Annotated in this window: 4 protein-coding genes; 1 reads left to right on the forward strand and 3 read right to left on the reverse strand. The window is 60.4% G+C overall.

Annotated features, from left to right (window positions below; translation table 11 throughout):
• Positions 1-12: 12 nt before the first annotated feature.
• From PLJ71_16540 to PLJ71_16550, 3 genes are all read right to left on the reverse strand, one after another.
• Positions 13-2820 carry a glycoside hydrolase family 38 C-terminal domain-containing protein gene (locus PLJ71_16540; GenBank protein HQM50297.1) on the reverse strand — a complete coding sequence of 936 codons (2808 nt, stop codon included), beginning with the start codon at positions 2818-2820 and terminating at the stop codon, positions 13-15.
• Between the two features lie 253 nt (positions 2821-3073).
• Positions 3074-4399, reverse strand: coding sequence for a Gfo/Idh/MocA family oxidoreductase (locus PLJ71_16545; GenBank protein ID HQM50298.1), 1326 nt, complete (start codon positions 4397-4399; stop codon positions 3074-3076).
• A 294-nt stretch (positions 4400-4693) separates the two neighbouring features.
• Entirely contained in the window at positions 4694-5926 is a 1233-nt protein-coding gene (locus PLJ71_16550) for an exo-alpha-sialidase (protein HQM50299.1), read from the reverse strand.
• A gap of 442 nt (positions 5927-6368) precedes the next feature.
• On the opposite strand from PLJ71_16550, the gene PLJ71_16555 reads away from it, so the two are divergent.
• A partial coding sequence (locus PLJ71_16555) for an alpha-galactosidase (protein ID HQM50300.1) occupies positions 6369-8020 on the forward strand: 1652 nt, incomplete at its 3' end.

An 8020-nucleotide genomic window follows, 5' to 3' on the forward strand; every position in this document is an offset into this window, starting at 1 on the left:
CGTTTCGTCGACCTAGACGGAATCCATGTCGAGTTTCAGGGTTACGATCTTCTTGGGCGCAAGGGAGACCTTCACCGACTTCCCCAGGGCGGCCAGCTTCTTCACGGGAAGCTCTTCCAGGGTCAACAGATGCGCTGCGCGGATTCTCGCGCGGGTCTTAATCTCCGCGCCCACTTTCTTGCCTGTAGGATTAAACATACGCAGGACAAGCGCCTTGCCGTCTTCTGACTGCTTGAGGGCGCTGACGACGGCGTTCGGCGGCGTCACGCTCAGCAAGCTCAGGCGTTGTGGCAAGTCCCCGGCGTGGGGGCCCACTTGCGCCATTTCGAGCGGTACGGCAAGCCGCTCGACTTCGCTGAAGACGCCGGCCCTATCCCATGAGCCCGTGTGGGGGTAGAGCGCATACCGGAATTCATGCTCGCCCTGACATTGCGACAGCTCCATTTCCGGGTGGCGCTCCCAGCGCTTGCTGACAGTCGTCAGCGCGATCTCGTAGGCCCGGACCAGCGTCAGGGCCACCGCGCGCTCCTCGCCGGGCGTGATCTCATACTCGCGCAGGCCGTCGTTAATGATGGCAAGTCCGCCGCGTTGGTCGCTCACGTCAACGAACCGCTGCATGGGAAAGGTAGCATTGGCAGCCTGCCACGGGCTGTCGGCCGGGTGGGTGGCCGGACGCTCAACGACGTCAAACGGCGTTTCAACATGGCAGGTCCTGGTCTTCCGCCGCGTGGGGAACAAGACCCGCAGGCGGTGATAACGCGCGGCATTGGTGAACCGCGTCGTGATATCCACGGACCGCGCACCCCGGCGCAAGGTCACATGGGATGTGATAAGGAGCGGCACGGTCTCATCGCTGCGCCGGGACGCGCTGCCGCCGCCATCAAGACGTTGCCATGCGTCACCGTTGGCCTCGTCGAACCGGGCGGGAATGGTCATGTGGCAGTCGATGCGAAAGCGGGCCAGAAGCGGCCCGTTCTCTTCGAGGGAGATGGTGACGGGTGAGCCGATGCTCGAGACAATACGGTCCGCCCCGGGCTCGATGTGCATCCAGGCGTTTCCTACTTCGCCGCCGTCTTCGAAGAAATGCAGTCTTTCGTACACCTGGCCTGATGCCTTGTGCGACAGGGTGAGTGTGCCATCTCCATTGATCTGAACGCGGAGGTGCTCGTTTTCCATGGTTTGATGGCCGCAGACCATGGTGCCGCGTCCAAAAGTCTTGAACGGCGCCAGCCGAAACGTGGCGTAACCGAACGCAGGGATATCCTTCGCCTCAAAATGAAACTTGACCTGCTCGCTTTCCAGCATGTAGGTGGCATCGGCTGCGTGGTTGATGACCGCATGATGCGGCTTACGTGTGGCAACCTGAACCGGCGCAGCGTCGCGGGCCGCCTCCGAGGCCGTCCCGCAAGCCACAATCTGAAACCCGCTCATGGCGCTCGTGCGCGGTACGTCGACGACCGCCGTCACGACTTCGGAGCGCGCTTGAGGCGAGGCGTTGAACACGGTAAGCAGGACGTCGTTGCGCCCTGCGTCCGAGTTGTCGATGCGTCGTTGAATGTGTTGAAGACTGCGCGCCATGATGCTGTCGGAGAGATTTGCCGTTTGCCTGAGACGGTCGCGCACGTCACGCTCGATGTCGTCGACGCCGCTGCCCGAGATGCTGTCGTGCGGTTGAGATTTCAGGAGGGTTTTCCAGGCGAGATCGAGGGCGGCGGACGGGTACTCGGCCCCCATGCGCCATGCCAGCGCCGCGAATGGCTCCGCCCAACGCTGCAGCGCCTGTTCCGCCAGCGCGTTGAGACGTTTGACCCGTGTGCGGCTCGAGAGCACGTCGCTGTACAGGTGCATGCGTTGATTCATCAGCACGGGCGTACGCCGTTCGCCCTTGAGAACAGTGAGATTTTTGGCGGCTTTCTTGACCTTCGCCATCAGGTCGGGGAGCCGGCTGTGGAAAATCGTATCGTCCTTGAGGATTTTGCGGGCTTCTTTGATGAGTTCGAGTTCTACCAGGTCAGGGATACTGCTGTCGTGTCCCATCATGAACGCGAGGTATTTCGTTGTGGCGACGGCGGCTTCGCGGTCGCGGAGCGCTGCGATGCACTCGCGCGCCCGTTCCCGATCGAACCCCCGAACGGGGTCAAGAAGCATGTGATGGCCCGCGGCCCGGGCTTCGCGGCACAGATGGAACGGCAGCCCGCCTTCCCGCCACTCATACATGCGGTCGGCAATCGCCTTGCCGAAGACAGCGGGCCGGTAGACGTTATGGTAGAAGTTGTAGCGCGCGCCTGAACTCATTTGAGAACCCAGAATTCGCGTTCCATCAGCCCCCTCGAAGATAAATTCGTTGGCAACCTCATCGTGCGAGACGCCGTGGTAGAACAACATGACGTCGATGCCGAAACCCATGTAGATCTGCGGCATCTGCGAGTTCTGGCCATAAGAGAACGCAGTGTGCCCTACCTTCATCACGCCGCCGAATTCCTGCCCTACCCGGTGTCCGTAAGTGAGGTTCCGAACCAGAGACTCGCCATTCACGCTGAAACATTCCGGGAGGGTGTACCAGGGGCCGATGAGCAACCGTCCATCCGCCACATGCTTTTGGATACGGGCGCGGTGCTGGGGCCGGAGCTCGAGATAGTCCTCGACGGGCACGGACTGGCCGTCCAGCAGGAACGATTTGTAGGCTGGCTCGGCCTCGAAAACCTCGAGCAGCAAATCGAGGAGCTCAACGAGCATCAGCCGAGTTTCCTGGAAATTGTACAACCATTCCCGGTCCCAGTGGGTATTGGCGATAACGTGAATTTCGTAAGCTCGGCTCATCGACTCTCTCCTGAAGTAGATTGTGCACAGTTTCCGGGAATTCTACGCTAAGAAGAAGCATGCGGCAAAGTCGGACAGGAAGCCGGGGGCCACGCTTTTCTGACAGGAGCGGGCGTTGGTCCCGCGCGGGGAAATACGCTTATGTCCGCAGCGTGCAATCAGAGACGCCGGGAGAACGGGGCCCACAGAAACCGGGACGCAGCATCTTCGGCAACAACAATGCACCGATGCGTATCGTTACTTACCCGCCTTGTCAGGCTTCGAGAAACCTCGTGACTCCGGGAATCGGCACGGGATAGATGCCGTTGGCGTCGGGTACAACCGGCGGTTCCATACCATCACGGCAATCCTCCGGCCTGGGCGGATAAGCGAAGTCGGAGTTGTTTATCTGGTCCCAGGCAATCTCTTCACCGGTGTAACAGGAGATTTGCCCCATCACGCCGATCATGGTGCTCCGGGCCATGTAGTCGCCATTGTTGACGGGCTCCCCCGACCGGATAGCCTTGAACAGCACGTCGTGCTCGATCTGATAGGGATCGCATGCTTCCTCCCAGCGCCACTCGGTTTCGCCCCAGATGCGGCAACCCGTGATGGATGCCTTGCCCTTGCTCCCGAACACAGTGCTGGAGGACTCGTTGTAGCATCCTGTAGTGGTCCGGCAGAGGGCATATATTCGGACGCCGCTGTCAAATTCGTACACGACGGAATGGTGGTCGAATACGTCGCCGTAAATCGGAGCCGTCATAGAGGAGCGCCCGCCGAGGCCGTGGCATTTCGCCGGCATGGCGTTGTGCAGCACCCAACTGGCCCGGTCCAGGTTGTGCACCAGCGACTGCGGAACGTCGTCCCCGGAGAGCCAGCGGAAATGATACTGCGTACTGCATTGCCACTCGAGTTCGGACAACTCGGGTGCGCGGTCAATGATTACGTAAGGCTCGCGAAGGAAGTTCTCTTCGATGCTGATCACATCGCCGATGGCGCCGTCGTGTATACGCTGAACGGTCTCGGCGAATCCGATGTGATACCTGCTTTGCAACCCCGAAACCAGGCACAGGCCCTTTTCCTTAGCCAAATCGGCGGCACGCTGCATGAGTTTGACGCCCGCCGGGTCGATAGCATGGGGTTTCTCGACGAACACGTGCTTTCCGGCTTCAATCGCTGTCATCGCGTGAAGCGGGTGAAATTTCGCGGCGTTGGCAATCACCACGACATCAGACGCTTCGATCACGTGCTTATAGCCGTCAAAGCCCGCGAAACAGTGGTCGTCATCGACGAAGACTTGGTCTTTCTTCTGGTCTCTGAGCCGCTCGCGTCTGGTTTTGACGCGGTCCATGAAGATGTCGCACATTGCGACGAGTTGGGCTCCGGGGTCCGCGGTCAATGCCTGCGCGGCAGCGCCGGTATTTCGGCCGCCGCAGCCGATCATGCCGACTCGGATGACGTCGCTGCCGGCGGCGTGCGCGTTAGGCGCGATGGCGCGGGCGCCCGCAACGGCGGCCGAGGCCGCCACAGCCGAACTCTTCAAGAAATCACGCCGGGTCGTGCCGCGGCTCTTGCCTGATTTCTCTGCACGTGTCATTTTGCCTCCTCGATACCATGCGCCGTGTTCAGAACGGACCGCTTGGACCCCCAGCCGTTCACCGCCTCGATGGCTCCCGCGGCGTGATGCTCGCGATACTTGTCCCGGGCGACATGCCCCTCGCTTAGAATCCATTCTGCCGCGGATTGCGAGGGGACCAGCTTGATTCTTCGAACTCGATTATGAGCGCCTTCGCGAGGACTGTCAACAATCGCCGGGCAGGCAGGTGGCTGCCGAAAACTGCCCTCGTTGTGGGGTAAATGCTTCCGCCAGAGGTGTTCGCGCCCGAATTCCTCAGGGCACGTCTCCGTTGGGATTGGACCAGATAATACGGGCCACCAGGATTGCGCCTTCTGCGCCGCGGTCTGTGGGGAGCTTGCCGTGGTAGGGCCACATGCATTCGCCGGCGGAAACCCAAGTTTCGTACGGTGTGACGTGGTTGACTCCGAAGTTCCCCAGCGGCACGCCGCGGTTCGGCAACAGTATGCGCTCGGTTGACCTCAATACGACTCTTTCATCCGGGTCAACTTGAGCGATGAACAGAGGCGCGCGGTTCCGAAAGACGTCGTCATTGTCGCCGGTCTTGCGCGTGTAGGCCAGGAACAGTCCCTCATGATGCGTGATCCAGTGCTGCTGGGTGTTCTGGCTGCCCAACGGCTGGCCGTCGTCGAATTTCCACTCGATAGGCGGTTCGAAATGGAGTCCGTCGCGGCTCGTGGCGACAAATGCCGTGTCGTTGGCGCGAATCGTCAGCCAGTAGAGGCCTCTGAACTTCGTGATCGACGGTTCATGCATGCCCCTCAACCGGTCGCGAGCGATCAGGTCGCCTCGGGCCACAACCGATAGGCTCTTGCCATCGAACGCGCATTTCCACACAGCCACTGCCCAGCGGGCGCCTTGGGATGGCTGCACGTAGACTGGGGCAAGAACCGTTCCATCGGGCTCGATCAACCACTGGTCACAGCTTGCCGCGGTGCCGAAATAGTCCTGCCCGCGTTGTCCGAGCGGCTGTCCCCTGGACCACGCGCCGGTCTGGGGATCGTAGACCGTGTACGAAACCCACTGGGAGCCCGGCCGGTCGATGTAGGTTCCAGTTTGATCGTACATGGCACAATGTCCGATGGCCAGTATTTTTGCCGTCTGGGGATGCCAATTAGGGACCATGCCGGAAAGGGCCATGTCGTAGCCGTCTTCCTTGACCCATGCGAGTTCGGGGACCGCCGTCGGGCCAGACCAGGTCATGCTCAGGTCGCCGGTTCGTAATTCATATGACCCCGAGTAATAGTCGCCAGCGTCATTCTTCAGCATCTTTTGCGCGAGCATGATCACCATCGGCGTCCCTGCGTGGTCTGCCGGAGGAATCGCCGCCAGATAGGGGTGAGACCACGAGAACTCATTGCTCAGCTCCTTATAAGGCGTTTCAACGATGATTTGGTAATCGGGCGTCTGAGCGATGGACGATTCCGCGCAGAAGCAAGCGAGCCCAAGCACCTCGAGGAATACATTGCGAAGGTTGTACCGTTGCATGTAGTAGAGAGCCTTTCTGCGGTCGTGTCCTTGTTGCAGCCCCCAAACGCGGATTCAATCCTTTTCACGCGCGCGTTAAGTTCAACGATAGCGCTGACTGGCGGATTCGTCAAACCTGGTTTGTTTATTCCGCAGACCAGAAGGGATATCATCCCAACGTGTGTTTTGGGAGTGCCTCCTGGGGGGCACGTTGACAGTCAGCTCCATCGTGTCATACGGTATAGGGTATTCCAGGCACTTCGCCGTGGGGGCGTAATCCAACCAGGCTTTCCCAGTGCCAACAATACGTGGCAGCGCAGGGGAAAGCACTGGTGGAAGAAAGAGTGGCCATTGAAATTGGGAAGGAGCCGACCCACGCAGTTATCCCGGCACATTCGGCAATCGTGTATCAGACCTCTGATTTGCGGGCAGGCATTTCCAACACGCAAGCGCAGGAGGCCCCATGAACAGGACGAGAATATCGCTCAGCGTCGCGCCCCTATTGTTTGTGATGATTGCAGAGTCCGCCACAGCTGTCTTGCCTGCCCCCGATGAAATGATGGAAGCCCGGCAGTGGACCGCGGCAACATTTGAGAACGTTCCGGAGTCAAACACGGCACCGCTCTGCTTTTCGTTTACGTACGACGGAAAACCATCGGGTGAGTTGCTCGGCGCGTGGAAGTTTCTGCAGGACAGTCGTGCGCTCGACCAGCAGCGCACGGTGCGCACGCTCTCGTGGACCGAGCCCGGAACGGGACTCGAAGTGCGGTGTGTATTGGCCGCGTATAGCGACTTCCCCGTCGTCGAGTGGACGGTCTATTTGCGGAACACGGGCAGTGCTGATTCGCAGCTGCTCGAGAACATTCAAGCGCTGGATGCCCGGTGGGAGCGTGGCGATGGCGGCGAGTTCGTGTTGCGGGGCATCAAGGGTGATTTCTGCACTGCGGACAGCTATGAACCGTACGAAATCACCCTTGGAGCCAATGCGGCGCAGACATTCGTGCCCGACGGCGGGCGGCCCACCAACAGAGCGTTTCCTTATTATAACCTTGCAATGCCTGGCGGCGGCGTGATTTTGGCTGTCGGCTGGCCGGGTCAATGGGCAACGCGTTTCACCTGTGATGGCGAAAAAGGAATTCGCATCGTCGCCGGTCAGGAGCTGACGCGTTTGCGGCTGAAACCCGGCGAAGAGATTCGCACGCCGCTTATCGCGTTGTTGTTCTGGAAAGGGTCTGACCCGGTGCGGGCCCAGAATCTCTGGCGGCGGTGGATGCTCGCTCATAACGTGCCGCGGCCCGGCGGAGAACCTATGCCCCCCGCGCTGATGATGTGCACGTCCGATTACTACCCCGGGATGCAGAGCGTCGCTGCCGAAGAAATCAAGTACGCCGCGGCCTACCTCGATGGCGGGGTCAAGCTTGACTACTGGTGGCTCGACGCGGGCTGGTATCCCTGCGATGGTCCGGGGTGGCCCAAGGTCGGCACATGGGAACCTGACCCTGGCCGTTATCCGAACGGCGTCAAGGAAGTCTCCGACTACGTTCACTCGAGGGGGCTGAAGTTGGTCGTGTGGTTCGAGCCGGAACGTGTATGGCCCGATACGTGGCTGGCGAATGCCCATCCGGAGTGGCTTTTCAGCGGGCAGGCAATCGGCGCGAACATCAGCCTGCTGAATCTTGGTAACGCGGAAGCACGCCAGTGGCTCACGGACCATGTCGATCGGCTACTGACCGAGCAGGGGATCGACCTTTACCGCCAGGATTTCAACATGGACCCGTTGGCGTTTTGGAGGAACGGCGATTCCCCTGACCGGCAAGGCATGAGCGAGAACCTGCACGTGCAGGGCTACCTCGCCTATTGGGACGAGTTGCGCCGGCGACACCCCCGTATGGCGATTGACAGTTGCGCCAGCGGCGGGCGGCGCAACGACCTTGAAACGCTTCGCCGGGCAGTGCCGTTGCTGCGGAGCGATTACCGCAACGAGCCAATCTACACCCAGCAATGCCACACCTATGGTTTAGCCCAGTGGGTCCCGTATTTCGGAACCGGCGTACCCGACAAAGACGACTACACGGTGCGGAGCTTCTGGTGTCCGTGGATCGGTATCGGCCGTCA

The sequence above is a fragment of the Candidatus Hydrogenedentota bacterium genome (assembly GCA_035416745.1).
Classification (GTDB): Bacteria; Hydrogenedentota; Hydrogenedentia; order Hydrogenedentales; family SLHB01; genus UBA2224.